The sequence below is a fragment of the Treponema sp. OMZ 805 genome (assembly GCF_050937395.1).
Taxonomy (GTDB): Bacteria; Spirochaetota; Spirochaetia; order Treponematales; family Treponemataceae; genus Treponema.
Map to the genome: position 1 here is coordinate 21,359 of NZ_JACCLP010000007.1, position 24,617 is coordinate 45,975.

Consider the following 24,617-nt stretch of genomic DNA (forward strand, 5'->3'; position numbering starts at 1 on the left):
ATAATCGTTATAGTTTATATAACTGTACCCAAAGGCTGCCCGAAAATTTTAGTTTTGGGTAGCCTTTTTACTTTATAGCTTAATTCCGGATGAAAGCTAATAAGGGAGATACGCTTAAAAACTATAAAGAAGGAGCATGGGGATGTTCCAAAAGTTAGTTACTTTCAAGACAGCTCCAAGGCAACGAAGTAGATGTGTCGTATATTTTCAAAAGTCAGAGGGGTTGTACTTTTCATGATACACCCGCTCATACAAAAACCGTTTATCCTCTTCGAAAAGATCTTCGAACACAAAGCCGAGTACAGCACAGTTGCTTTTTGGAAGAAAATGGGAAAATAGACTTCGCCCTTTGCTATGAATGGTACGGTGAGGAAAATGCAGCACAAACTGAAGCGATTGCCGTTTCCCGATTGAAACTGCATAGCGGTCTTTGCATCCGCAGATGAGTATCTTACTGTCTATAAACAATACATACAGCCCGCTTGATGAATATGGGTTAAACATCATAAACGTTTGCCGTTCAAACTCGTGCAGGCGGTATAAAAAAAGCGGGAACATATTCCGCGTTATTGTTTTTTCTGCCGTATATTGTGCGGCCGTTTGATAAGCCGATGGTAAAAAATCGGTGAAGGCAGGCAAATACAGATCAGTATGGATAATCGAATCGAGGGGAAAATGTTCGTGTTCATGCGCGGTAATCGGAGAGTTATCCGGTATATGAATTTCTGCAAAAACATTGTTTTTTTGCTGTCCATCGGGGTCGTATTTATATGCAATATCGGGTAACGCTATAGAGCAGCTGCCGTTATGTGCATAAACAGTTGTATGAAAGACAATGCTTCGTTTTTTATGATCAAAAAAAACGGATGTTTTTTTCCCGATGAATTCAGGCAGTGGTTGAAAATAGAGCTTACTGTTTTTTATCGTATAGGAGCCGGACGGCAACATATAAAAGAGCGCTCCCGATTGTAGAAGAAGCGGCGGGAACTCCTGTAAGAATGATTCAATGATATAGTCATATTCAATTCGTGAGAGCGGAATCTGCATATTCTGCCCCCTTAAAATCGATATAAGAAATTTTCCATGCGGTATCTTCTTTTACTGCGCCGAATTCCAGCATAATAAACAGCGGCTGTTCGTCATCGGAAAAAAAGTCTGGAACCTCAGCGATATTCTCCGGCTGTTCTTCGATACCTTCCTCGATAGCTTTAGTACCTGCGGTATTTTCCATACTTTTGGTATTTTCGATAGGAAGAGCGTCCGGTTCCGGCTCTCCAGTCTGTACAATTGCATTCTGTTGTACAGCTGCATCTTGTTGTGTAATCGCATCCTGCTGTAAAGATGAACCTTGGCTTATCGCCGTATCATGCGGTACAGCGGTCTCTTTGCTTTCATTGCTAACTTCATCACTCACTTCCGCTGCTGCCGGTTTTACAGTCAGCCGCATCAGTATTATTGCACTGCCATCCTGTTTGAATGATGGGCGTCCGTAAAACGCATAAGAAAAATCAGGAAAATGTTCTATCATAAAACGACCGAGATGAGATAAAAATGCTTTTTGTGTACTAAAAAAGGCATCATCAATCGATTTTGAAACAATTGCTGCTGTGATTTTATCACAAAAGGCGAGGACATCTTCGGGAATATTTTGATAATCCAGTATCCCAAGCTGCGGCAATGAAGGAAGAATATCGCCGTCATCGATAGTATCCGCATACGGAACAGGCCGGTCGCCTTCAATAGTATACGGTTCGGGAAGGGGCGGAATAACCAAATCATCTCCCAATGCTTCCCATTGAATAGAGTCAAAATATGCCTTATTTTGATCCCGTAGAGATTCCGAACAGAGCGGCAGTAGTATCAATAAAAAAAATGCCCCGAACCATTTTTTTCGCACTATTTTATATCTCCTCCCATACCATCCATATCTTCCAACGATAATCCGTAGCACTCCCCGTCCCTATCGGAATTATACGGTTCAATATGGATCACAATATCATACACATTCCCAAGTGCATTTCTAATAGCGAGCGAAGTTTTTTCGGCAATACTGTGCGCTTCACTTACCGGCATGGAGCCGTCAACCTCGATATCCAAATCGATATCCCACAAATTCGCCATTTTGCGTATCCGCGCCCGATGCGGGTTTTTAACCTCCGGGATGGTTGCTACGGCGCTAAAAAGCTGTTCGTAAAGCTGCTTATTGGTATTGCCATCCATCAATTCAACATTGAGTTCAATAAAGAGCGTAATGGCCGATTTGATAATCAGGCATGAAACGAGCAATGCAACAAGCGGGTCAAAATACGGTGCATGGAATAACAGAGAAATAACAAAGCCGAAAAGTACCGATGATGATATAACAATATCATTTACCATATTGCGTGCATTGGCGAGTATCATCAAGCTTTGGGCTTTTTTACCGAGGAGATATTGATTAAGCGCGAGGAGAAGCTTACCGGCAATAGACACCGTCGTTACGATTATCGCAATGCGCTGCGGCATCGGAAGCAGCTCGCCTTTATATACCTGTATCAGTTTATTGATTGAGGCGATAAAGAGCTGGATGCCGGCGAACATAATGATAAACGCCAATACCATAGAGGCAATGGTTTCGGCACGCTGCCGTCCCCACGGATAGCGGGAGTCCGACGGCTTATTGATGATAAAGCTGACGAGCACTGCCATCACGGCAATACCGACATCGGTTGCCGTATCGATGCCGTCTCCCAACACTGCAAGACTGCCGGTTATAAGGCCTACGGCGAGCTTCATTATGCAGAGAAACAGATTACCCCCGAGTGCAATAAAAGAAGCTGTGCGTACAATCTTGGTGCGTGTATCCTGTGTAAGCGTATTTTGATCGGTCGATTGCATTTAGGCGTAAAACTCTTTAATTGTGTCCGCAATATATTGGATATGTTCTTTTGTTATCCAATAGTGTGTTGCCAATCGGAAATACCCGTTGCGGTCGCAAGGATTGATCAAAATATTTTTTCCATGCATATATTCGACAAAGGCTTCCGTATCCAATTGTGCATCTGCGCTATTTTTGAAAAACAAAAAGTTAATGTCCCTGCGGTCATGCGCAATCTCTATTTTATCGATATCGTTTAAGAGCTTTTCCAACATTCCCGCATTCTGATGGTCGGTATCAAGGCGGTACCGCATCTCTTTTAAGGCGATTAAGCCCGCAGCGGCAAGGATACCCACCTGACGCAAACCGCCGCCCATAATTTTGCGGTTCCGGCGGGCTTGGTCGATAAATTTGCGGCTTCCCGCTAAAATAGAGCCGACCGGTGCGCATAAGCCTTTGGAAAGGCAGAACATAACAGAATCGACATGCTGCGTCAGTTCCTTCGCTTCAACACCTAAAGAAACGGCTGCATTGAACAGACGCGCGCCGTCAAGGTGAACGGGAATATGATAGCGGTTTGCGCATCTCCTCACCTGCTCCATCTGCTCTACCGAAAACACTTTTCCGTTTGAGTGCGCATTTTCCAAACAGATAAGACTTGTTTTAGGTTCATGGATATCGTCGCCGATACGTACCCGCGGTTCGATTGATTCCGGCGAAAGAATAGAACCGTGCGCATCGATCGTCCGCAGTTGTACGCCTGCAATAATACTCGCGGCTCCGCTTTCGTGCTGTACGATATGACATTGATCGTCTAAAATGACCTCACTGCCGCGGGGACAATGCGTGAAAAGCGCCAACTGGTTTCCGAATACGCCGGACGGCACGAAGAGCGCTGCCTCTTTTGCCGTAATACTTGCCGCATATTGTTCCAGCTCCTTAACGGTAGGATCATCTTCGTACACATCATCGCCGACCGGAGCCTTCGCCATCGCTTCTCGCATTGCCTCGGTTGGCCACGTAACGGTATCACTGCGTAAATCAATGTAATTCATATATTCAAGTGTATCTCATAACCCCTTCCAATGCAATACAGGACATCTCTAAAAAACTTACGGTTTTTAGAGGTTTTTCTTAGATGTAATTTGCGATGCTGAACCTCAGCTACGCATCAGACACTTTTCCGCACGCCTTGATCGGGGAGGGCTGCGAGTGCGGCGGCGAGCGGCTGTCGCGTAACGGGATCATGGTAGTCAGGATACAGTTCCAATAATGGGATGAGTGCAAAGGCTCGCCGGTGTACGGCAGGGTGCGGGATGATAAGCGGAGGATTATCGAGCTTAACGATTTGGCTCCCAAAAAAGAGAATATCGATGTCGAGTGTACGAGGGCCTTTTGGAATCTCAATTTCACGGTTTCTGCCGTAGTCCGCTTCGATCCGTTGCAGAGTTTTAAGCAACGAGGCGGGACTCCCTGCATAGTGTCCCGATACAACCATGTTGTAAAAATCATCCTGATCGAGATAATCCTGCGGCTTTGTGATATAGACGGATGAGGTACGGATATTATTTAAAAAAGACGCGAACCGTTTAATTGCTTCTGCAAGGATTGTTTTTGAATCTCCACGGTTGGAGCCAAGTCCCAATATAATTGTTTCCATAACTAAAATTTTCGGCCTCTTTACAAAAGAATAGTATACTTTTATAGTAGCAATACTATTTTACATTGTCATCATTTATTACAAAGGAGATACGAAGGTATTATGAGTAAATTTTTGGCGGATGCTTCTTTTTGGGAGCTTTTTCCTCAAGCGCAGCTCGGTGTGGTACTGTTAAAGGGTATAGATAATAGCGGCGAAAGTGTTCGTGATATAAAGGTATTACTTTCGCGGAGTAATGCCGATGCGGAAAAATTTTTGGTAAAAAACGTATTCAGCGAAAACCCCGTTATCGCCATCTGGCGTGATGCATACCGCAAGTTTAAAACAAAGAAAGGTGTTCGATGCAGTATCGAAGCGCTGCTGAAGCGGGTAGAAAAACAGAATCCCGTTTCGTATATTAATCCGCTGGTAGATATTTACAATGCAGCGTCATTGCAATTCGGCTTGCCGTGCGGAGCGGAAGACAGCGATACCTTTGACGGTGATTTAATCCTCGGTGTTACAAAGGGCGGCGACGATTTTTTTGCGCTCGGCGATGAAGAGCATAGCCAAACACTGGAAGGTGAGTTGTGCTATCGTGATAACAAGGGCGCAATATGCCGCTGTTTTAATTGGCGCGACGGGCAGCGCACAATGATTACCGAAAACACAAAAAATGCGTTTATCATCATGGAAAACCTTGATCCTGCCCGTTTGGAAGACTTAAAAGCTGCATTGGCGCTTATCGGAGAGTATGCTCAAAAGTACCTCGGTGCAGCTGTTACAACCGAAATTTTAACGCAATCAAATCCTTCTATCGAACTATAATTCTATCTTACTATAAATAATAAGAACACCGGTTAGTCTATTTTTTTTGGCTGATCGGTGTTTTTTTATCGTTTTCCTATTTACTAAATAATAAAATATCGTTATAATACTATCTATAAAATAAAAGAGGATTAGACTATCCGTTTAAGATACAGTTACAAAACGGTACAACATAACGCCTCTTTTAATGAATAGGAGTATAAATTATGAAGTACGCAACATTCAGTATCCCGCCTAAGATTGTACACGGAGTGGGTGCCTTGGAATTTCTTTCCACATTGGAAGGGAAAAAAGCGGCTATCGTTACCGGTGGAAGCTCGATGAAAAAATTCGGCTTTATCGATGAAGCGAAGGGCTATCTGGAAAAAGCCGGTATGGAAGTAGCGGTTATCGACGGCGTAGAGCCTGATCCTTCCGTTAAGACCTGTAAAGAAGGCGGCGCAAAGATGGCAGCCTTTAATCCCGATTGGATTATCGCATTAGGCGGCGGTTCTGCAATGGATGCTGCAAAAATCATGTGGGTGTACTACGAATACCCCGGCTATAACTTTGACGATTTAGCCGCCTTCAAATTCCCCAAGCTGCGTACAAAAGCAAAGCTGGTTGGTATCCCGTCAACATCCGGAACTGCTTCCGAAATTACCGCATTCTCCGTTATTACCGACACGGAAAAAAATATCAAGTATCCGCTCGTAAGCCCTGATATTATCCCCGATATTGCGATTGTCGATGATAGAATCCCCGCAAAAATGCCGCCGCTGGTAACGGCTCAAACCGGTATGGACGTTATGACCCATGCTATCGAAGCCTTCGTGTCTACCGCTCACGACGATTACACCGATCCTTATGCACTTGAGGCGATCCGGCTGGTGTTCGACTATCTTGAGCGGGCCGTCGCAAACGGAAACGATATGGAAGCACGCGGAAAAATGCACACGGCATCAACGGTTGCCGGTATTGCATTCAGCAATTGCTCGCTTGGTATCGTTCACTCGATGGCGCATAAGATTGGCGGTGAGTTCCATCTGACGCATGGTGAGGCAAACGCAATTATGCTTCCGTATATTATCAACTATAATAGAAAAGAAACCGACCGGTACAGCAAGCTGGAAGGGGCTTTAGGTATTGATAATATCGCAAATGCAGTCTCTGCCTTGAACCGGAAAGTTGGTATTACCCGCACCATACAGGAAGGCAAGAATACCGTTATTCCAGAAGATAAGTTCCTCAAGGTATTGGATTTGATGAGCGAAAGAGCCTTTAACGATGCCTGTACGCTGACCAATCCGCGCAAAACCTCTCCTGTTGATATTAAGAAGATTTACCTTGCAGCCTATTACGGCAAAGATATTGATTTTTAACAATATAACCATTTCATAAGATAAAACGCCCTTGCTGCCCTCATCGGTAGCAGGGCTTTCTTTTATGCATAGGATGTTGTTTACGTTGCAATGTGCTTCTCTTCTGATTCTACAACCTCTTTTACCGTTCTTACATAAACAATTTTTATCGGTTCATGTGTTATTCTTTCCCTTAACATCCCCCTCTCTTGACATTTATTACTTAATAAACTAGTATACTAGTTACATAGTATACTAAAGGAGGAGGGCATGAAATATGATACCGATATACCGATTTATGTTCAAATTATCGAAAAAATAAAAAACGATATATTGAACGGTACATTGGTACCGAGTGAAAAACTTCCTTCCATTCAAGAAATGGCGATGATGATGGAAGTGAATCAAAACACCGTTTCACGGGCATATAAGGACTGTGAATCGCTCGGCATTATCGAAACAAAACGAGGCATCGGCTCATTTGTCATTGATAATCAAGACTTGATCAGCCGGCTGCGTACTGAAAAAGTTACGTGTATCACCAAGGCATTTATCCATGACTTGGAAAGCCTCGGCTATTCACGGGCTGAAATTATTGAACTGATAAAAAATTCAGCTACAACGCAGGCTGCACAGGAGGTTACCCCATGAGTATTATTTTACAAGCGGATTCACTGAAGAAATCTTATTTTACTAAACCGGTACTAAAAGATATTTCGTTAGAAATACAGGATGGTTCGATACTCGGCTTACTTGGTCCCAATGGTTCGGGCAAAACGACCTTTTTAAAAATTATTGCAGGGCTCCTGCACGCAAGCTCAGGGGAGATCAGGATATGCGGTGAAACTGTCGGTCTTGCAACAAAAGCTATGGTCTCTTTTTTACCCGACAGGAATTGCCTCTATCCTAAAATGACTGCGTTGGATGCCATTCAATTTTATCGAGATTTTTTTGAGGACTTTGACCGGAATAAGGCTTTGGAACTGCTTAGTTTTATGCAGCTTGATCCAAACCAAAGTATTAAAACAATGTCAAAGGGCATGATCGAAAAAATGAATCTGACGCTTACTTTTTCCCGTGCAGCAAAACTCTTTGTTCTTGATGAACCGCTCGGCGGAACCGATCCAGTCGCCCGTGAAAAAATTATTAAGACAATTATTAAAACATGGACGGAAAATAGCGCCATTATTATCAGTACGCATCTGGTAACCGATGTTGAACACGTCTTTACCGATGTTGCATTTTTACGGGAAGGAACGATCGCCCTATCCGGTGATGCAGAGCAGCTGCGGGAATCGCACCAAAAATCAATTTATCAGCTCTATCTCGAAATTTTCGGTTAAGACGGCTCTTGAGTTTACGGAGGTTTATATGAAGCAGATTTTTAAATACATCTTTTTACAGCGGAAACAAAGTATTCTCCTTCACTGTGCCCTTATGGCATGTATGAGTGGGGTTGAACTCTTGTTCCTTACCATGACAAACGATGTAACAAACGGTTTTTATCATTTCTGGTTTGTGCTAACCATGTTAGCGTTAGCGGTTATTCCGCTTTCATCCTTTATCCGGTGCAGCAGCGGCTATGGGCGCTCATTGCTATTCACCGATGAAAGTTATCTTATGCTCACGCTGCCGGTACGTACTGAATGGATAGTGCTTGGCAGAATGCTATGCGGACTTGTAGAATTTTGTATATACGCGATTGCCGCACTGATCCTTTTTGTGATAGTGATGCTGTTTTGGATTATCCATTATATGGGATTCCACTTCCGGGATTTATTCCAGCTTAATATCGAGCTTTTAAACACGATACTAGTCAAAAATATTCCGGGATATATTGTGCTGCTGTTTCTGTTTATTGCAGGATTTATTTTGATCGGAAATATAACCCTTGCTGTTCAAACTATTGTGCGGTCTTTTAACATTAGACGTATGCGTGCCCTCTGGACAGTAGGAGGTATCTTGTTATTTATGGGTATGCTTTCATTTATTGGAACGATTGAAACAGGAGCAGCCGCAATGTTGGGCGAAATATTTACTATTAACATTTACGGAATACACCATTATGCCGGAACGCTTACCTATCCTACTACTACGGTACATGTACCGGTAGTATCCATTCTGCTTTCTATCGCTTTCGGTATCGGATGCTTTTTTCTTTCGGTCTGGCTTTTAAAAAAGAAGGTAGAAGTGTAAGAGGGAACCGCTAAAAACTTCAAGTTTTTGGACAGTTTCCTTAGATTTAGATGCGATGTTACTACTAAAACCACTGCCATCCATGTCCGTTTTGCAAAGCTGCCACGGATGGCAGTGGAACTAGGCAGAAACAAGTTTTCGCAAGAAAACTTGCAGTCAAGAAATTGACATGGAGATCAATTTCTTGACGTTGACTTAATTTTAAACTCGTTATCAGCTATGCTGATGAGGGATGGCGAAAAAGTAACCAACTTTTGAGACATCCCCTTGTGTTCAGCGAAGTACATGGACGTACTTCGCTGAACAAGCAAAAAAGCAGACGGCGTGTATATCTTCAAAAGGACTACCCCAGCGCTTCCTTTTCCGCTTCCAGTTCACGCAAGCGGGCTTCCAATTCAGCTTCTTTTTCGCGCTTACACAAGGGACATTCAAAATGCTCCCCGTCGATATATCCGTGCTTGGGGCAAATGGAGAAAGTCGGTGATATGGAAAAATACGGGATACGGTAGTGGGATGCAACCGCTTTAACCAAATCGCGGCACGCCTGCCAATCTTTAATCGATTCTCCTAAAAAGATATGGAATACCGTACCGCCGGTATATTTACGCTGCAACGCTTCCTGATGATCGAGCGCTTCAAACACATCGGCGGTGTACGAAACCGGCAGCTGGCTTGAATTGGTATAGTAGGGATCGCGCTCCCCTGAGGTGATAATATCGGGGAACTGCTGTTTGTCGTGCCGTGCAAGCCGGTACGAGGTGCTTTCGGCGGGGGTTGCTTCAAGGTTAAAGAGGTCGCCCGTCTGCTCCTGAAAATCCGCGAGCCGCTTACGGATATGAGTCAGCACTTTTTCGGCAAAAGCTTTACCGGTTCCGCTCACGATAGTTTCTCCGAGGAAGTTAAGGCAGGATTCGTTCATGCCGCAAATTCCGATGGTAGAAAAGTGATTGTTTAAGTGCTGGAGATACCGGCGCGTATACGGGAAAAGTCCTCCCTCCAGCAGCCGCTGAATCACCTTGCGCTTAATCTGCAAGCTGGTTTTAGCAAGCTCCATCAGATAGTCGAGGCGGTCAAAGTATTCTTTTTCCGTGCGCGCAAGGTAGCCGATTTGCGGCATATTGATGGTAACAACGCCGATGGATCCGGTAAATTCGTCGGAGCCGAAAAGACCGCCGCCCCGCTTCCTCAGTTCGCGTTTATCCAGCTGCAAACGGCAACACATAGAGCGGACATCGCTCGGGTTAAGATCAGAATTGATAAAATTCTGAAAATACGGCGTCCCGTACTTTGCCGTCATCTCGAAAAGGAGAGCGGCGTTCGGGCTATCCCACTTAAAATCCTCGGTAATATTGTAGGTCGGAATGGGATACTGAAAGCCGCGACCTGCCGCATCGCCTTCCAGCATCAGCTCGATAAAGAGCTTATTGATCATATCCATTTCCGCTTGGCAATCACCGTAGGTAAAATCGGTTTCCTTTCCGCCGACCACCGCCTTTTTATCGGCAAGGTCTTTGGGGCATGTCCAGTCGAGTGTGATATTGGTAAACGGCGCTTGGCTTCCCCACCGGCTCGGCGTGTTAACCCCGTAGATAAAGCTTTGCAGGCACTGTTTTACACTCTTTTCGTCCATCTTGTCGGCTTTTACAAAGGGTGCGAGATAGGTGTCGAAAGAGCTGAATGCTTGCGCCCCCGCCCATTCATTTTGCATAATGCCGAGAAAGTTCACAATTTGCTGAATAAGGGTAGAAAGGTGGCGCGCAGGCTTCGACGTAATCTTGTCGGGAACGCCGCCCAAGCCCTCTTGAATGAGCTGCCGGAGCGACCATCCCGCACAATAGCCCGAAAACATCGAAAGGTCATGGATGTGGAAGGCGGCTGTCTGATGCGCTTCGGCGATTGCCGGCGTGTAGATATTTTTAAGCCAGTAATTCGCCGTTATCGTGCCGGAGTTATGCAGGATGAGTCCGCCGAGCGAAAAATTGACATTGGCATTCTCGTTGACCCGCCAATCGCTTTTGCTCAAGTAACCGTTCATCGTTTTGTCGATATCGATCATCAGCCGTTCCGCATCGCGGACAGCTTCCCGTTTTGCACGGTAGAGGATAAATGCCTTTGCGATGCGTGCTTCATTGCGTTCGATCAAAACATTTTCAATAATATCCTGAATTTCTTCGATTGCCGGAATCGAATGTGCATGGCGCGAAGCCATCAACTCCGTCAACTTTTCTTCTACTGCAACCGTCAATAAATCAGCTTTTTCTTCATCTACGGAACCGGTAACCGCTTCAATCGCTTTTTGAATTGCTATCTTTATTTTATTTCGATTAAAAACTTCAATATCGCCTGACCGCTTTACCACCGAGCGTAATATCGGTTTTGTTTCTATTGTTGTATCGCCCAAAAAGGCTGTCCATTCAGGAAATACTGCTTGATCCATCTGCTTCCTCCCCATATTTGACATATCGGAACCTCTAAAAACTTGAGTTTTTAGAGATGCCCATGTATTTTTTGTACTTCGTTGATAAACTCATCAAGGTTATTGAATTTCTTATATACCGATGCAAACCGGATATACGCTACTTTATCTACAGTGTATAAACGGGCAAGTACCATTTCACCCAGCTCGGTACTCTTGATTTCTTTAGCGCTCTTACTATTCATAACCGCTGCATCTTCAATATCGCTGACGATGTTTTCAATTTCGTTCATCGAAACGGGGCGCTTTTCCAGTGAGCGTTCGATGCCGCGTTCCAATTTTGAGCGATCGAATGGCTCTCTCCGGCCGTTTCGTTTAACCACCATCAGCGGTTTTTCTTCTATCCGCTCATAGCTGGTAAAGCGGTACCCGCAGCTGAGGCATTCTCGTCGCCGCCTGATGCAATCACCTTGCCCGAGCGTTCGGGACTCTACCACTTTGTCGTCAACACTTCCGCAATACGGACAGCGCATATTCTCTCCCTTTTTTAACCGGCAAAAAAGGCTGTGAGTGTTTCCCACTGCCGTTCGAGCGCTGTGTTGCGTGCCGGAAAAATGGCGACTGTTTTCTTTTCTCCGGTTCGTAAACACAGCACGCACTTTATGAACGGTGTTTTAAAAATCCCTTTGGTAAAGCGCTCCGTTTCGGCTTTTTCTATATCGGAAAAAAGATGTTGCGTACGCAAAGCAAAAAACACAAGGCCGACTCGATACTCTACCGTCTGTTCCGTACAGTTAAAGCTCCACCGATCTATATAGCACAGCACAAACAGCGAAAAACATCCCAATATAATTCCCAAAATCGGTAGCTGATGCCGTTCATTATACATAAGAACGGAGGCCGCACTGGTACACAGCAGCATCACCGCATATCCTACCCGTGTTCCGGGAGAAAGGAGCGAAAAGGTGAAAATATTGCTTCGTTTTTTTTCAGGTAACAACGGTTTATCCATGGTTACGCTTCCGATTATATCGAGCTAAAAGGCCGATACCGATAAGACCGCCTGCAATCATCATAAAGCAAAAGATTTGTCCGGTAGAAATATTTTTGAACGAGCTAAAAAGATAGATATTTGCCTCGTCCGCTGCAATCCGGAAGCCCAGCTCATAATCGGGCTGTCGAAAGTATTCGATAAAAAAACGGACAACACCGTAACCGATGGTATAGAAGCAAAATAAAAAGCCGTTAAACGGTTTTTTATTGCGCACCAGCCATACCGCAATCCAGAGGAGCACTCCTTCAAACAGCGCTTCGTACAGCTGGCTCGGATGGCGAGGCAGGTTGACATACTGTGCTCCTTCCTGTATAGCGATTCCTGCTTTTGCTGCAAACTCTTGTACCCATGCTTCTTTGACCGGAAAGCAATCGTGCAGCGGCACTGACGGAAAAATCATACCGATGGGACTTGTTGTGATGCGCCCATAGAGTTCTCCATTGAAAAAGTTTCCGAGCCGTCCGAAAGTGTAGCCGAGCGGTATGCCTGCTGCTGCGGTATCCGCCCAAGCGAAAAAGTCCTGTTTATGCCGTTTTGTCCACAGAAAGGCGCCTAAGAAGCATCCGATAAACCCCCCGTGATACGACATTCCCTGTAAGCCCGTCCATTGCCGCGCTTCTGAGAACGGCCAAAAGATCAACCACGGTTTTTGCCAATAAAGCCATGTCGGTTCATATACCAGCGTTGCAAAAATGCGGGCGCCGAGCATCAGCCCGAATAGAGACCATGTAAAAAAGTCGATGATATCTTCGTTCGTGATAGGCTTTTCGCTTTTTGCATATCGTTGTAACTCACCTTTTTTAACCTGTACCTTAAACAGCGCGAAAGCTATCGCAAAGGCAACGAGGTACATAAGTCCGTACCATCGTAAAAAGGGGAAGCCCGGAATAATCTCCGGTTTTATCCACGACGGATATTGAATAGCACAAATCATAAAAACACCTCTTATTCCGCCGTAAAGTCGATTTTATCTTCAATTTGATTACAGACTATTCTGCCCTGTTTTGAATCAAAGGTGAATATGACATGAGAAGCCGGTTCGCGTACTTCGTAATATCTGCCATGGCTTTCTAAAATAACGCCGGGGTACACGGTGCCGGTTACCTTCACCTCCGAGGGAATATGCGATTCAAAATTCTCTTTCAACTTAAAAATCTTTATACCCAGAGACGTATTTGATTTAAGCAAGATGACTTTTTGTTCCCGCAGTTCTTGGATACGGTCAGCAGGGGTTTCCGTATCGCTTAACTCCGCTTCTATGCGAGCAAGCTCCAGCAGGTTTTCCTGCGTCTGTTTTTCGTATACCTCGATTTTATCTTTTATGAGGTAGTCTTGCCCGAAAGAAATAATCGTGCGGACGGTTTTGTAATCACCTAAATTGCGCACATTGATACCGTGGGCAGCATGGGCGTTTCCCCCGATAAAACTACCCGGTTCTCCGTTCATAATGAGTTGACCGTTTGTTTTAACAACGCAGCGGAAACTGTATTCATTGATATAGATATTACCGCCTGCGAACAACCGTGCGGTTTCGGCAAAATGGAGTGCCATCGTGTTCTTTGCCCACACCGTACCGCGGCTTTCTCCGCGTATGCCGCCGTTCATTAAAAGCGATTCTTTGGTATACACCAGCGATACACCTGCATCTCCGTTGACGGTTAAGCTGCCGCCTGCCTTTACGCTGCGGTCTGCATCTATGTCCCCATTGATAATCACATCACCCGCAAAAATAATGTCGCCGGTTTCTTTATTCACATCAGTGTCGATAATTTTTGAATTCAGTATCTTGAGCCTTTCACCGGTGCGTATCAATTCTCCGTGTACAGCCGCTACGAAAGAAATTTTTCTTCCTTGTTTAATGACACGGATCGTGTTATCGGTTTGAGGCAGATTTAATGGTACGGCCTTATCGATTTCTATAGTAGTACCGAATACGTCGGATCCTTTCTCGCCGGTTTCCTGAAAGAATGTTTCCAACAGGGTTTCTCCTCGTTTTACCGAAACACTGTTGGAATGCCCGAAATGTACCTTCCAGTCAAATTGGTACGAATGCGGGGCGACCGGCTGTATGCCTCTGCTGACGGTAAATTCAACCGGCGCAGAGGAAAGCCGTGCTTCGTAAATAGCCTCCCTCAGTATTTTGTCGGTATATCGATCAGGCGGTAGGTTTACCTCGTCCAAGGCTTTTTTTAAGCGGGAAAGTGAAAGGCGTGCACCGGCTCCTCTTCCCGATTCGAGGATGAGCGATGCTTCCATGTTGTCGGCACTGATAACAGCTTTGACCGTGGCATCTTTATACGGGATAATACGTAGCTTGAGTCCGTCGGGACTTTCCGCCGATAAAAGAATACCGTTACAACCGGCTTTTAGTTCGTCGTTGGTTTGCGTGATATTTCGTAAATCAAGTACAAAGGGGTCATTGCCCGGTAAGCCCGGAATAGTATTTCCATAAATATCCGCTCCGCTTGTTCCGAGTTCCGATTTTGAAAATTCGTACAGCAGATCGTGTTTTGCGACGATGGAAAGAGCTTGCGCTTCGGATAGCGGAAAGTCTTTGTCGTATATCATCTGCGGTTGCTCACGGGCTGTTCCTACCGCATGGAGCAGTTTTTTACGGAACAGGATATCTTCTGCCTCGTCCAACTTTGTAATATGCGAAATAAGAGATCGATCTTTTCCTCGGCCGGGAAGTGTGCCTTCTGCGATGACAAGTTCAATTTCACGGTCAGATGCTTCGACAAAAGCAGTTATTTTTTCGTCCAGCGCTTTAAAATCGATGTTTGCAATTTGGCTGTTATTCAGCATTGTCGTAATCAGTTTTTTATCGATACTGTGCGGTTCGTTTTTTGCTTTCCGTATATAGAGCGTCGCCTTGGTTTTATTCGGATCGATAATAAGCCGTGTATCAAAGGATGGATCAAGTTCGATTTCGAGGGGAAGCGGCAAGGTTATTCCATACAATATTTTATCGAAGTAACGTTCAAACTGCTGTGCGTTGATGAGGTTTTCGGTAGATACTCCCTCTTTTTTAGCCTGTTCTACTATTTCTGCATAGCTGGGGAATACACAATCCTCTTTATTGTCTACGTCGCTGACGGAAAAATACCACTTTTTATTTCTTTCGTTTTGTTTTATCGTCCACTTCATATCATACCGCTTATATACGATACCCTTGTTCAAGGGCTGTTTTTATTTTCCGCTTTAACAAAGCATTTTCTTTCTTTAAGACGGAAATCTCATATTGTTGACTCTTGAGCATTTCGGCAATATCGCTCATCGACAGCGCCTCGCTGCCGATGAGGTCTTCGATATAGCCCATTTTTGAGCGGAAGTCGGTTTCAGCCTCCAATTCGGCAGACTGAAACGTTTCGTCGGTATATTCGGCGTAGTCTGCCGCATTTTGAAAGGTTTCGGTTTCGGACTGCAGAATTTTGTCGGCGATGCGATAGATTGCCTGAGAAATCATCGCATGTGGTTTGTATAAGATGACGGGTAAACGCGATGCAAGCGCCGTATCCTGTATTGTATCTCGGTAAATAACGCCGAGGTGTTCAAGGTTGATATTGAGGTATTCCTGACATGAACGGCGGATCTTTAAGGCTTTATCGGCATCTTTCGGGTCGTCAAGCATATTCATAATAAGCCGGGGCTTAAATTTCCGCAGATTGGATAAAAAAAGTTCGGTGTTTTTAGAATCGACTTTTTCCAGCTCGGTGATGATGCGGGGAATATACATTCGCTGCATAGATGCGGAATCCGACTTGAGCTTCTCAAGGTATTTAAAACCGGGGCTGTTTCGCTTAAAGGCTCCATAGAGCATACGGAATACGACATTTTTTAGGAAAAGATATGCGTTCAGTATTGCGGTAACCGACGGCGCAGTAACGACAATGCCCTGAGGGGAGAGTAAAAAGAAATCCAGAATACCGAGGTGCGTTCCTGCACCGAGATCAAGAATTAGGTAGTCTGCATCCATTTTAAGCATATTTTTGATTAAGCTGTTTTTATCGGAGGCTTTTAAGGCTGCGAAGCCGGGAATTTCGGAGTCGCCCGGAACAAAACGAACATTCGGATACCCCGTATTTACAATAATATTTTCAAATGACGAATTTCCCGACAGAAAAGTACCGATTCCGTGCGCATTCGATTGCTGCCCAAGGACTAAGTGAAGATTCGATGCGCCTAAATCCAGATCGGCAACCAGAACGTTTTTTCCTGCTTGTCCGAGTGCAATTGCAAGATTCGCGGAAAGAAGACTTTTTCCGACCCCGCCCTTTCCGCTAGCAATCGGTATTATTTGCATAATACACACTCCCCTTTATAAATGAATAAAACAACAGCACCGTATCAGCTGCGAGGAAAAACAGAACTTCCTTTGAAAAATCGATCCTAATGCTGTTTTGTGCCGAGTTAAAGACAATCCCTATTATAGCAAATCCCTGTTGAAAAATATAGAGGAATTCCGCGCAAACAGCGGTTAATTTGAACAATGCAACCGCATAAAGCGCCCAGTGAAAGTCTTTTTCGTTTAACGCGAGCATCAGCCACAAAAGTACCGGCATACAGAGCGCCGCAAGTGCGCTATACTTAAAGAAAGTCATCCCTTGGGGATAGCCGACAGAAAAGACAGCGATATAAAAAACTTTTATTATTTCGTACACAAAAGCGGCACAATAGGCAGCAACCGTTTTCTTGTTCATCTAATAGAGTGTATGCGCTAGATTACGTTAGGTCAAGGGCTATTATCAAGGCGCACGTAATACAAAAGCTCCTTCAAAGGGGAGCGGCGTGTCCAAACTGCAACAGGCTTGAACGTTAGTGGAAGCGTAGAACTTAAGTCTTGGCTTAAGTCCCTGTTTTTATAGACTCAGTACAAATCACCTGTTTTACGGGTGGTTTGTACTACGTCTAAGCTCTGTCTACTCCGCATCCCCTCCGTCGAGGTCAAGCTCTCCGTTGAAGGTTGTTTCCGAAGCGGGCGGCGCGATGTCTTCTTCATCCTCGCGTGCAACCACATCCAACCCGATGAGCTGGTCGGGGCTTTCGATATCGAGGATTTTAACACCCTGCGCGGCGCGTCCCATCACATTAATAGAGGAAACCTGCACGCGGATGGTCTTTCCCTGTCCGGTGATGCACACAATTTCGTCATCGTCAGCGACGGCAAGCAGCCCGACCACTTCGCCGGTTTTTTCGGTAATGGTGTACACCTTTTGCCCGCCGGTACCGCGCCCATGCGGAGAAAACTCGGAAAAGTCAACCCGCTTGCCGTAGCCGTTCTCGCTCATCACGAGGAGCTTGCCGCCGTTAATCCGAAGCGCGCCGGTCAGCTCATCCCCGCCGGACAGCCGAATACCGATTACCCCATGCGAAGCGCGTCCTTGATCCCGTATTTCGGTTTCGGAAACGCGGAGCGCCTGTCCGTGCCGGGTTACCAGCATCAGCTCATCTTTACCGGTGGTAAGGATCGCACTCACGAGCTTATCCCCTTCATCAAGCTTAATGGCGATAATACCGCGCGTTTTGGCATTCCGGAAGCTATCGGTCTGTACCTTCTTCACAATGCCGCCCGCCGTCGCCATCAAGAGGTATGTGTCGCTACTAAACTCTTTTAAGGACACAATCGTGGTAATTTCCTCGTCGGAAGATACGGCGAGCAGCGACTTGATATGCGAACCGCGGCTTGTACGGCTCGCTTCGGGGATTTCGTGTACCTTAACCCAATACGCCTTCCCCTCATTGGTGATAAACATGATATAGTCGTGTGTAGAAGCGGTGAAAATCTGGTCGATAAAGTCGTCTTCAACCAAGGCAGCCGAGTTGGAACCCTTGCCGCCGCGGTTCTGCCGCTTGTAGGCGGTAACCGGTACCCGCTTGATGTAGCCGAGGTTGGAAACCAGCACTACCATCTGCTCTTTTTTGATGAGATCTTCGATGTTAATCTCTTCTACCTCATCGCTGACAATATCGGTACGACGATCGTCGCCGAATTTCTCTGCAAGCTCATCGGTTTCCTGCTTAATGAGCGCAAGTATCTTTTCAGGATGCGCCAAGAGGTCTTTCAAATGCTCAATCAGCAGTTCAAGCTCCCGCAATTCCTTGCGAAGGTCTTCAATTTCGAGGCTGGTGAGCCGCTTGAGCTGCATATCAATGATTGCCTGCGCCTGTATGTCGTCAAACGAGAACCGCTCCATCAGCGCGTTCTTGGCGCTAGCCGTATCGCGGGAGCCGCGGATAATCTTAATCACCTCATCGATGTTGTCGATGGCGACGATAAGAGCGCGTAAAATGTGAGCGCGTTCTTCAGCTTTTTTGAGGTCGAAGCGGACGCGGCGGGTAACAACCTCCTGCCGGTGCGCAACAAAGTAGCCGACCAGCTGTTTGAGCGTCAGTGTTTGCGGCCGCCCATCCACCAATGCAAGGTTGATAACGCCGAAGGAGGACTGCAGCGCCGTCTTGGAAAAGAGCTGGTTCAGCACCACCTTTGCGATTGCTCCCCGTTTCAGCTCGATAACCAGCCGTAAGCCGGCGCGGTCTGAGGTTTCATCGTTGACTGCCGCAATCCCTTCTATCACTTTTTCACGGGCAAGGTCGCCAATCTTCGCAACGAGCGCCGTGGTGTTTACCTGATAAGGCACTTCGGTAAAGATAATCGTTTCCTTGCCTTTTTTGTCAACTTCGATATTGAACCTGCCGCGGACTAAAATCTTCCCGCGTCCGGTTTTAAACGCCTGCCGGATGCCCTTTTTACCAAAGATAATGCCGCCGGTCGGAAAGTCAGGTCCCTTAATATACTTGGCAAGCTCATCAATGGTAATATCAGGATTGTCGATATAGGCGGATACCGCTTGAGCAATTTCGCGTAGGTTGTGCGGCGGCATATTGGTTGCCATACCGACGGCGATACCGCTTGAACCATTCGCCAATAGGAACGGAAATTTGCCCGGCAGAACGGTCGGCTCCTGCGTAGAATCGTCAAAGTTCGGAATAAAATCAACGGTGTCTTTTTTGATATCCTCTACCATCGACTCCGCAAGCCGCGCCATCTTTGCTTCCGTATAACGGTAGGCTGCAGGCGGGTCGCCTCCGATGGTACCGAAGTTTCCTTGCGGATGGATTACCGGATACCGGAGGGAAAAATCCTGCCCCAAACGGACAAGCGCATCATAGACGGAGGCATCACCGTGCGGATGGTAACTTCCCAGCACATCACCGACAATCTTAGCGCATTTGCGCGTCGGCCCCGAATAGCGTAAACTCTTCTCTTCCATCGAATAGAGGATTCTGCGGTGTACCGGCTTCAAGCCATCCCGCACATCAGGCAGCGCACGGCTCACAATAACCGACATCGAATAGTCTATATATGCACGTTTTACTTCAGTTTCAATCGGAATGGGGATTAACACCCCGCCTTCCGGCGTTTTTATCTCTTCCACGTTTTATGCTCCCATAAAAAGTCAAGAAGAAAGTGTCAACTTTCGATTGACTTTTTACGCATGTTCGCAACGAAGTGAGAACATGCAGATGATATACAAGTTTGCTATTAAGCGAACTTGAGTAAATCAAAGCCGTGCCATTTGTACGGCTTTAATTTAACACTCCTTAATTATAAATCCAAATTGTTATACCGAATGAAAACTTTTATCCTCACTTCGAACTTTAAAAAAGCCCTTTATGCAATTAGGATTCAGTATTGCAATTTGAATATGATCTTTCTCTCTAAATCCTGACGTTGGATATAATTCATTTCCTTCAAAGAATACGCCGCGTACAGAATCGTATGATTGGCTTTCATCTTCTTCTTTTTGCTTTGCGACAAATGAATTTATAAGAAAACAATCCAGTTCTCTTTTTAAAAGATCTTTTCCGCCTTTGTTTTCAGGTAAATTTACACCTTGCTTTTTAAAATACTCGGAAATTGTATTATAATATTCTTTTAATTTTCTAAGGTTTTCTCTTTCAAGAAAATCAAGACAACGCCCAAGGCAAATAACAGCGCCTAAAACCGCGGGTTTTGTTATTTTTTGATTTTCATTTTGCTTCCGACGCATAAGACTTTCAGCCCATTCGAAAGCGCGTTCAGGATCGTTTTCCCAGAAATACATACCTTTTCCGAGCCAATCATAAGGATTTTCGCTAAAATTCAAATTTCTTTGCTTTCCGGATACTAACGCATCGCAAATTGTTTCATCACAACCGTGAAAACCGAATAGTAAATTATCTCGTTTTTTATACATACGTTATTCTATCACTTTATTCGGATCCGGCTCATACTCGGTTTTAGTGAGTTGATTATTGATAATTTTATATCCGCAATAAGCTAAAACAGAAGCGGATAGTATTCCTATCCCTGCGGCAATGATTTTAGAAGCTGCGCCGGTATCGGTATTTACATCTTCATTTCTTTTTTCATCCATACAAAACACCTCCCTGACAAACCCCTGTATCTTACACATCCAAATTCGCGTACACCGCATTTTCTTCGATAAATTTGCGGCGCGGCTCTACTTCTTCGCCCATCAGCGTGCTGAAAATCCGGTCTGCCTCTACCGCATCGGGCAGGGTTACCCGCATCATCTTACGGCGGGCGGGATCCATCGTAGTCTCCCAGAGCTGCGTGCCGTCCATTTCACCCAAACCCTTGTACCGCTGCACCGCAGGGCTGACGTTGCGTCCGATTTCATTCAAAATGCTGTCCCGCTCACTGTCGTCATACACGTACCATTCTTTCTTATTGTAGGAAATTTTATAGAGCGGCGGCATCGCGAGATACACATAACCGTGCTCGATCAGTTCCGGCATATAGCGGAAAAAGAAGGTGAGTAAAAGCGTGCGGATATGGGAACCGTCCACGTCGGCATCCGCCATAATGATAATCTTATGATAGCGGATTTTATCAAGGTTAAAATCCTCGCCGATGCCGGTACCGAGCGTTGCAATAATCGGCTGGAGTTTCTCATTGCTGAGTACCTTGTCGAGCCGGGTCTTTTCGACGTTCAGCATCTTTCCCCACAGCGGCAAAATCGCCTGCGTCTTACTGTCGCGCCCCTTCTTTGCGGAACCGCCTGCAGAATCACCTTCTACAATATAGACCTCGCATTTTTCAGGGTCTTTGGAAGAACAGTCGGCAAGTTTTCCCGGCAGTCCGAAGCTGTCAAGGCCGCTTTTCCGGCGGGTCGCTTCCTTCGCCTTGCGTGCTGCGATACGGGCGGTTGCTTCACCGACTGCTTTTTCAAGGATTTTATCGATTTCGGTCGGGTTTTGCTCAAAAAAGAGGGTGAGCTTTTCGTTGATAAAGGTATCAACGATGCTGCGCACATCGCTGTTGCCGAGCTTGGTCTTTGTCTGTCCTTCAAACTGAGGCTCGGGAACTTTGACCGACAGTACCGCCGTTAAACCGGCTCGCACATCTTCGCCCATCAGCTTTTCTTCTTTTTCCATCTTTTTAGAAAGCTTGGCATTTTTTTTCAAGAATTCATTCATCACGCGAGTGAGCGCCGTTTTAAAACCTTCGAGGTGGGTACCGCCCTCGCGCGTGTTAATATCGTTGACAAAAGAAAGGATGTTTTCTTTATAACCGTCGTTGTACTGCATTGCAAGTTCAACAATGACATCGTTTTTTTCACCGTCAAAATAGATCGGTTCTTTGGGTAACACCTGTTTACTTTCGTTCAGGTAACGCACAAAGTGAGAAAGCCCGCCGTCAAAGGCAAAAGTAACTTCTTTGGGTGTAGAAAGCCGCTCATCCCGCAATACGATGCTGATGGTGTTGTTCAAAAAGGCGAGTTCGCGCAACCGGACTGCCAGTACGTCAAAGTTATAGGTGGTCGTTTCGGTAAAAATAGTCGGGTCGGCAGTCCAGCGGATGGTAGTGCCGCGCTTTTGCGTTTCTCCACGTTTGGCAACCGGGCCGAGCGGCTCACCGGCGGCAAATTTCTGCACATATTCAAAGCCGTCCCTGCAAACAATCGCTTCCATACTGGTGGAAAGTGCGTTTACAACAGAAACACCGACACCGTGCAAACCGCCGGAAACCTTGTACGAACCCTTGTCGAATTTACCGCCTGCATGGAGCCGCGTCAAAACCAACTCCAGCGCGCTCACGCCCTCTTCGGGGTGAATATCGACGGGAATACCGCGTCCGTTATCTTCTACCCTGACGGTATCGTTTTTTTCCAATACGACCAAAATCGTATCGCAATAGCCCGCCATCGCTTCGTCGATACAGTTGTCGACAACTTCGTATACCAAATGATGCAGCCCGTCAGGTCCGGTAGAGCCGATATACATTCCGGGGCGCTTGCGGACGGCGTCCAGCCCCTTTAAAACCGTAATATTTTCCGCTGAATATGAAGGCGTTGTCATGCACTATCCTTAGAGAATAAAATGAAGGGAACCGATAAAAGGATGATTTTTAGCGGTATCCTATGAATTATGGGGTATTCTATAAAATGATGATAATGATAGAAGTTCCCGTTCTTTATGAAAATCGAGCTATCATACTATAATCGGCCGAAAAAGTAAAGGCTGAAACTAACGTACGGGTATTTCAAATTGACAGTGTGTCCTCATACGTATTATAGTAGGCAAAGAATGATGAAAAAAGAACTATCTTTTAAGCCATTTTCATATTTGAAGCATAAAAATAAAGGGAATTACGTGCAGAAGTCTTGTTTTTTTAAAATAGTCGGACACAGCTGCCTTATCGCTGTGGTTGTTTTTATCAGCGGTTGTGTGTCGCGTCCGCCTGAGTATGATATGCAAGCTTTCGGTGCCGTTGGAACGGATGCCGATGTGTATATAGTTGCTCCCGTTGCAGGGAACGAACCGCTTTTAAAGGCGCTGTTTACTGCCTTTGTGTCGGAGAAAACCGCTCTGCAGTATTTGAGCCGAACATCGGCGCTGTATATCGGTGTTAACTACGAGGTAACACCGTCGATAACGCTTGTATCTGCCGGTTCCTATCCCGTCAGCTTGGGAGATTTGCTGTTTCCTAAGAAAGACGGCTGGGAAAAGCACCGTGCGGCCGCGCTGAATAATCATGCTTATTATACTTCCTCGATTGCGGATATAGTGGTACAGGAAAAAACAGCTTTTATGTGCTTAGGTGATAATCAACGGAATTCGGCGGCGTTTTTGCAGCGGATAGCCGAGCCGCACTTGCCGGTGTTCCCGCCTCGGTTCCAAGCTCTGAGCGAAACGGGCGGAGTAGGTGAAATCGGTTTATATGCTCGATCAGGCAACCTCATCGCAGCCGCTTTGCTGGATTTAGAAGATATCGAATTACCGATACGGTCGATAGAACTCTATCTGAAAAAAAACGCGGATTCGATCTATCGCTGCTCCGCCGTATTTGAAACGACTGATGTTCGTACAGCGCTTGTAGTCCGGTTGCTTCTGAGCCATGGCATGAATGGAGATTTTTCCGTTCAAGGCTCTTCTGTTTTTGTAGAAAATGCCGATATTACAGAAACAGAGTTCATTAAAATGCTGGAATCTATGTTTTTTAAAAGCTTATAGCGTTGACGAAAATCTCTTTAAATATTTTTCGTAGTTATGGGGTGCGTATGCCTACGTATGACTATATGTGCGATTCTTGCGGAACGGCTTTTGAGGTGCAGCATAAAATAGCTGATACTCCCGTTATAGTTTGCCCTCAATGTGGAGCATCCGCTCATCAAGTATTCTCCGCAGGATTTGGATTAAATTTTACCGGTAAAGGGTTTTATCAAACCGATACACAAAAAACAGCTGCGTCTGCAAATGCGAAGAAAGTTGATGGACAAGAAGGAACTTTGCAAAAAAAGGATAAACCAGCCAAGTCGTGCGGCTGTAGCTGTTCGGGCGCCTGTTCGTGTTCAAGCTAAATATATGAATAAACAACCTAAGTTTTTTTGTGAAAATTGTAATGCAGAAGTTCGTCGTGATGCGGTGATCTGTCCGTATTGCGGTCGTTTTTTTGCCTCCGTGCGGTGTCCTTCGTGTGGATTTACCGGAACACATAAAGAGTTTAAAGATGGATGTCCTTCATGCGGCTATGCATTCACTCCTGATGTACAAGAGGATAAAAAGAATAATACAAAAAAAATAAAAAAAAAGAAATTTCATATTCTGCGGTATATCAAACCTAAAAACGATATTCGCACTGATGCCGACCCTTTACCTTTATGGATATATGGGGTAGTTATTTTGCTCTGTGTAGTTCTTGCAGCACTTTTCTTCTTCCTTTAAGCGAAAAATACTTATTCCAAACAAAAAACATCGGTGGCATATCGATCTCTCAAAGA

General features: G+C 45.4%; 24 protein-coding genes. 8 read left to right on the forward strand and 16 right to left on the reverse strand.

All coding sequences use genetic code 11. The features are described 5' to 3' along the window. Nucleotides 1-207: 207 nt before the first annotated feature. The 5 genes from HGH47_RS07040 to folK all read right to left on the reverse strand — a co-directional run bounded on the left by HGH47_RS07040 (nucleotide 208) and on the right by folK (nucleotide 4,517). Nucleotides 208-1,047 carry a hypothetical protein gene (locus HGH47_RS07040; protein WP_212564823.1) on the reverse strand — a complete coding sequence of 280 codons (840 nt, stop codon included), beginning with the start codon at nucleotides 1,045-1,047 and terminating at the stop codon, nucleotides 208-210. Next, on the reverse strand, nucleotides 1,022-1,897 hold the full coding sequence (locus HGH47_RS07045) for a hypothetical protein (protein ID WP_212564824.1): 876 nt from the start codon (nucleotides 1,895-1,897) through the stop codon (nucleotides 1,022-1,024). The genes HGH47_RS07040 and HGH47_RS07045 overlap by 26 nt, the downstream gene beginning before the upstream one ends. Next, the gene (locus HGH47_RS07050) at nucleotides 1,897-2,877 is read right to left on the reverse strand and encodes a cation diffusion facilitator family transporter (RefSeq protein ID WP_212564825.1); all 981 of its coding nucleotides are present in this window, start codon (nucleotides 2,875-2,877) and stop codon (nucleotides 1,897-1,899) included. The genes HGH47_RS07045 and HGH47_RS07050 overlap by 1 nt, the downstream gene beginning before the upstream one ends. After that, nucleotides 2,878-3,912 carry a low-specificity L-threonine aldolase gene (ltaE, locus tag HGH47_RS07055; RefSeq protein WP_432911282.1) on the reverse strand — a complete coding sequence of 345 codons (1,035 nt, stop codon included), beginning with the start codon at nucleotides 3,910-3,912 and terminating at the stop codon, nucleotides 2,878-2,880. Between the two features lie 116 nt (nucleotides 3,913-4,028). Next, the gene (gene folK, locus HGH47_RS07060; RefSeq protein WP_432911285.1) at nucleotides 4,029-4,517 is read right to left on the reverse strand and encodes a 2-amino-4-hydroxy-6-hydroxymethyldihydropteridine diphosphokinase; all 489 of its coding nucleotides are present in this window, start codon (nucleotides 4,515-4,517) and stop codon (nucleotides 4,029-4,031) included. A 102-nt stretch (nucleotides 4,518-4,619) separates the two neighbouring features. Here folK and HGH47_RS07065 point away from each other — a divergent pair, with 102 nt between their 5' ends. The 5 genes from HGH47_RS07065 (at nucleotide 4,620) to HGH47_RS07085 (ending at nucleotide 8,860) form a co-directional block, all read left to right on the forward strand. Further along, nucleotides 4,620-5,324 carry a B3/B4 domain-containing protein gene (locus tag HGH47_RS07065; RefSeq protein WP_253675093.1) on the forward strand — a complete coding sequence of 235 codons (705 nt, stop codon included), beginning with the start codon at nucleotides 4,620-4,622 and terminating at the stop codon, nucleotides 5,322-5,324. Nucleotides 5,325-5,530: 206 nt separating this feature from the next. Next, nucleotides 5,531-6,685 carry an iron-containing alcohol dehydrogenase gene (locus HGH47_RS07070; RefSeq protein ID WP_432911289.1) on the forward strand — a complete coding sequence of 385 codons (1,155 nt, stop codon included), beginning with the start codon at nucleotides 5,531-5,533 and terminating at the stop codon, nucleotides 6,683-6,685. 249 nt (nucleotides 6,686-6,934) lie between these two features. Further along, nucleotides 6,935-7,315 carry a GntR family transcriptional regulator gene (locus HGH47_RS07075; protein WP_432911292.1) on the forward strand — a complete coding sequence of 127 codons (381 nt, stop codon included), beginning with the start codon at nucleotides 6,935-6,937 and terminating at the stop codon, nucleotides 7,313-7,315. Continuing rightward, nucleotides 7,312-8,007, forward strand: coding sequence for an ABC transporter ATP-binding protein (locus HGH47_RS07080; protein WP_212564831.1), 696 nt, complete (start codon nucleotides 7,312-7,314; stop codon nucleotides 8,005-8,007). The genes HGH47_RS07075 and HGH47_RS07080 overlap by 4 nt, the downstream gene beginning before the upstream one ends. Nucleotides 8,008-8,035: 28 nt before the next feature. Further along, nucleotides 8,036-8,860, forward strand: a complete 825-nt coding sequence (locus HGH47_RS07085) for a hypothetical protein (RefSeq protein WP_432911295.1) — start codon at nucleotides 8,036-8,038, stop codon at nucleotides 8,858-8,860. A gap of 343 nt (nucleotides 8,861-9,203) precedes the next feature. Here HGH47_RS07085 and HGH47_RS07090 read toward each other — a convergent pair whose 3' ends face one another. From HGH47_RS07090 to gyrB, 11 genes are all read right to left on the reverse strand, one after another. Next, nucleotides 9,204-11,297 (reverse strand): ribonucleoside triphosphate reductase, encoded by a 2,094-nt coding sequence (locus HGH47_RS07090; protein ID WP_432911298.1) that lies wholly within the window; start codon nucleotides 11,295-11,297, stop codon nucleotides 9,204-9,206. Nucleotides 11,298-11,347: 50 nt separating this feature from the next. Next, complete coding sequence (gene nrdR / locus HGH47_RS07095; protein WP_212564833.1) at nucleotides 11,348-11,809, reverse strand: transcriptional regulator NrdR; 462 nt, start codon at nucleotides 11,807-11,809, stop codon at nucleotides 11,348-11,350. A gap of 14 nt (nucleotides 11,810-11,823) precedes the next feature. After that, complete coding sequence (locus HGH47_RS07100; RefSeq protein WP_432911301.1) at nucleotides 11,824-12,288, reverse strand: hypothetical protein; 465 nt, start codon at nucleotides 12,286-12,288, stop codon at nucleotides 11,824-11,826. Beyond that, a complete protein-coding gene (lgt, locus tag HGH47_RS07105; RefSeq protein ID WP_432911304.1) occupies nucleotides 12,281-13,264 on the reverse strand; it encodes a prolipoprotein diacylglyceryl transferase in 984 nt (327 codons plus the stop codon). Before lgt ends, HGH47_RS07100 begins: the two co-directional genes overlap by 8 nt. Before the next feature lie 11 nt (nucleotides 13,265-13,275). After that, the gene (locus HGH47_RS07110; protein ID WP_432911307.1) at nucleotides 13,276-15,477 is read right to left on the reverse strand and encodes a FapA family protein; all 2,202 of its coding nucleotides are present in this window, start codon (nucleotides 15,475-15,477) and stop codon (nucleotides 13,276-13,278) included. 10 nt (nucleotides 15,478-15,487) lie between these two features. Continuing rightward, complete coding sequence (locus HGH47_RS07115) at nucleotides 15,488-16,633, reverse strand: P-loop NTPase (RefSeq protein ID WP_432911310.1); 1,146 nt, start codon at nucleotides 16,631-16,633, stop codon at nucleotides 15,488-15,490. After that, complete coding sequence (locus HGH47_RS07120) at nucleotides 16,611-17,030, reverse strand: hypothetical protein (protein ID WP_212564837.1); 420 nt, start codon at nucleotides 17,028-17,030, stop codon at nucleotides 16,611-16,613. Before HGH47_RS07120 ends, HGH47_RS07115 begins: the two co-directional genes overlap by 23 nt. A gap of 219 nt (nucleotides 17,031-17,249) precedes the next feature. Beyond that, nucleotides 17,250-19,766 carry a DNA topoisomerase (ATP-hydrolyzing) subunit A gene (gyrA, locus tag HGH47_RS07125; protein WP_432911314.1) on the reverse strand — a complete coding sequence of 839 codons (2,517 nt, stop codon included), beginning with the start codon at nucleotides 19,764-19,766 and terminating at the stop codon, nucleotides 17,250-17,252. 186 nt (nucleotides 19,767-19,952) lie between these two features. Then, nucleotides 19,953-20,567, reverse strand: coding sequence for a hypothetical protein (locus HGH47_RS07130; protein ID WP_432911317.1), 615 nt, complete (start codon nucleotides 20,565-20,567; stop codon nucleotides 19,953-19,955). A 3-nt stretch (nucleotides 20,568-20,570) separates the two neighbouring features. Further along, complete coding sequence (locus HGH47_RS07135; protein ID WP_298680029.1) at nucleotides 20,571-20,747, reverse strand: hypothetical protein; 177 nt, start codon at nucleotides 20,745-20,747, stop codon at nucleotides 20,571-20,573. A gap of 31 nt (nucleotides 20,748-20,778) precedes the next feature. Next, nucleotides 20,779-22,695, reverse strand: a complete 1,917-nt coding sequence (gene gyrB, locus HGH47_RS07140) for a DNA topoisomerase (ATP-hydrolyzing) subunit B (protein WP_432911322.1) — start codon at nucleotides 22,693-22,695, stop codon at nucleotides 20,779-20,781. A gap of 294 nt (nucleotides 22,696-22,989) precedes the next feature. Between gyrB and HGH47_RS07145 the strand changes: the two genes are divergently transcribed. From HGH47_RS07145 to HGH47_RS07155, 3 genes are read left to right on the forward strand one after another with little or no spacing between them, the layout of a single operon-like run. Next, complete coding sequence (locus tag HGH47_RS07145; RefSeq protein ID WP_432911434.1) at nucleotides 22,990-23,850, forward strand: lipoprotein; 861 nt, start codon at nucleotides 22,990-22,992, stop codon at nucleotides 23,848-23,850. A gap of 47 nt (nucleotides 23,851-23,897) precedes the next feature. Beyond that, entirely contained in the window at nucleotides 23,898-24,197 is a 300-nt protein-coding gene (locus HGH47_RS07150; RefSeq protein ID WP_212564840.1) for an FmdB family zinc ribbon protein, read from the forward strand. After that, on the forward strand, nucleotides 24,109-24,561 hold the full coding sequence (locus HGH47_RS07155; protein WP_432911325.1) for a double zinc ribbon domain-containing protein: 453 nt from the start codon (nucleotides 24,109-24,111) through the stop codon (nucleotides 24,559-24,561). The genes HGH47_RS07150 and HGH47_RS07155 overlap by 89 nt, the downstream gene beginning before the upstream one ends. The last annotated feature ends 56 nt before the right edge of the window (nucleotides 24,562-24,617 follow it).